A 2199-nucleotide genomic window follows, 5' to 3' on the forward strand; every position below is an offset into this window, starting at 1 on the left:
GATCCACCAAAGCGTAGAAAGCCGTCAAAAACACCACCGGAACCGACGCCGCCTGCGCAAACGACCAACCCTCAGGAACCCGCACCAACAACCGCCGATCCGCCACCGCCACCGGACCGAAGGAACCGAAGAACATACCCATCACCCGGTCACCCGGTTGCAGGTCCTCTACTCCGGGGCCGACCTCCAGCACCACACCGGCGCCCTCGCTGCCGAGTGCGCCGGCCTCACCGGGGTACATTCCCAGCGCGTTGAGCACATCACGGAAGTTGACGCCTGCCGCGCGCACCGCGATGCGTACTTGCCCGGGCGCCAGCTCTGCTACTGCCTCCGGACATTCGGTCAGGAGCAGATGGTCCAGGGTGCCCTTGTCGACGATGTCGAGCCGCCAGGCGTCTCCGTTTCCGTCCGTGTCGGGCCTGAACAGCACGTCGGAGGAGGCGACCCGAGCCAGTCGCGGTACGCGCAGTGCTCCCGCCCGTACAGCGATCTCGGGCTCTGCGCTCGCGAGGGCACCGGGCACGGCCGCGGCCGAGGCAGCCGTGTCGTCGAGGTCGAGGAGCGTGAACCGGCCCGGATTCTCCACCCCGGCGGCCCGCACCAGACCCCAGACGACGGCCTGGGCCGGGTCCGGGTGATCAGCGTCCGCGGTACTCACGGCGCCGTGGGTGAGGACGACCAGACGGGAGGCGGCGAAGCGCTCGTCAGCGAGCCAGTCCTGGAGCAGTGCGAGCGTGTCGTGGGCGGCGGTGTGCGCATCCGCGGCTGCGTCAGCCGGGTCCGCCGTCCTGCGGGAACTGGCCAACACCACGGGGGGTACCTCGTCGGCGATGTCGCTCAGGCTGTCGGTTGCCTCCACCCGTACGCCGGCGCCTTCCAGAGCCACGGCCAGAGCCATGTCCCCGACGACCGCCCATCGTTCGTCGGGCTGCGCGGTGGGCATCGGCACGCTGCTCCAGTCCACCTGGAACAACGCATCGTGGTAGGCCGTGCCGCCGCTCACCTGTTCACCGGATACCTGACGGAGTGTCAAGGAATCGATGGAGGCGACGACGCCTCCCGCGGGGTCGGCCAGTTCGAGGGAAACCGCCTCGGGTCCGGACTGCACCAGGCGGACCCGCAGGGAAGTGGCACCGGCCGCCCGCAGAGAGACGCCGTTCCAGGAGAACGGCAGCCGGCCGCGGCCGACGTCCTCCATGGACACGAACATCATCGCGTGCAGCGCGGAGTCGAGCAGCGCGGGATGCAGCCCGAACGCGCCGGCCAGCTCGTCGTGCTCCTCCGGCAGCCCGACCTCGGCGAAGATCTCGTCGCCCCGCTGCCAAACGGCCTTCAGCCCGCGGAAGACGGGACCGTAGGCGAAGCCGGCCTCTGCGAAACGGCCGTAGAAGTCGTCGACAGGGGTGGCGTCCGCGTTCCGTGGCGGCCAGACCGTGAAGTCGTACGGATCCACCTGGTCCGCGGGCGCTCCGGTGGACACCACGCCGCTGGCGTTGAGCACCCACGGCTGCTCCGTGAGTTCGTCCTCCGGCCGCGAGTACAGGTTCAAGGTCCGCCGCCCAGACTCGTCCGGCGGCTCCACCGCAAGCTGCAGTTGCACCGGGCCGCGCTCGGGCAGGACCAGTGGCGCGGCGATGGTGAACTCGTCCACGCGATCACAGCCCACCTGGTCGGCCGCGCGTACGGCCAGTTCGAGGAAGCCGGTGCCGGGGAACAGGACCGTCCCGGTCACCGCGTGGTCGGCGAGCCACGGGTGGGTGTGCAGCGACAGCCTCCCGGTGAAGAGGAAGGCATCCGAGCCCGCCACCTCGACGGCCGCGCCCAGCAACGGATGGTCTGCCGAACCGAGTCCTGCCGAGCTGATGTCGCCAGTGGGCATGACGGGCGGCTTGGGCCAGTAGCGGAGCCGCTGGAATGCATAGGTCGGCAGACCCACGCGGCGGGCATCGCCGCCCGTGAAGGCGGCCTCCCAGGTCAGCGATGCCCCGGCGGTGAACACCTGGGCGAGTGCGGTGAGGAGCCCCATGACCTCGGGACGGTCCTTGCGGAGGGCGGGGATGAGGACCTGCTGCACGTCCGTGTCGGTGCCGCTGTCGGTGTCGCCGTCGAGGCAGCCCTGTGCCATGGCGGTCAGGGTGCCGTCCGGCCCGATCTCCAGGAACCTGGTCACACCCTGCTGCTCCAACCACCGCACACCGT

At 70.2% G+C, this 2199-nt stretch carries 1 protein-coding gene; it reads right to left on the bottom strand.

Translation table 11 applies throughout. The features are described from left to right. Positions 1 to 2170 (bottom strand): polyketide synthase dehydratase domain-containing protein (locus tag ACFXOM_RS35550; RefSeq protein WP_385041634.1); only part of this gene is annotated, 2170 nt, incomplete at its 3' end. Positions 2171 to 2199: the final 29 nt, after the last annotated feature.

The organism is Streptomyces sp. NPDC059169 (assembly GCF_042755225.1).
GTDB lineage: Bacteria > Actinomycetota > Actinomycetes > Streptomycetales > Streptomycetaceae > Streptomyces.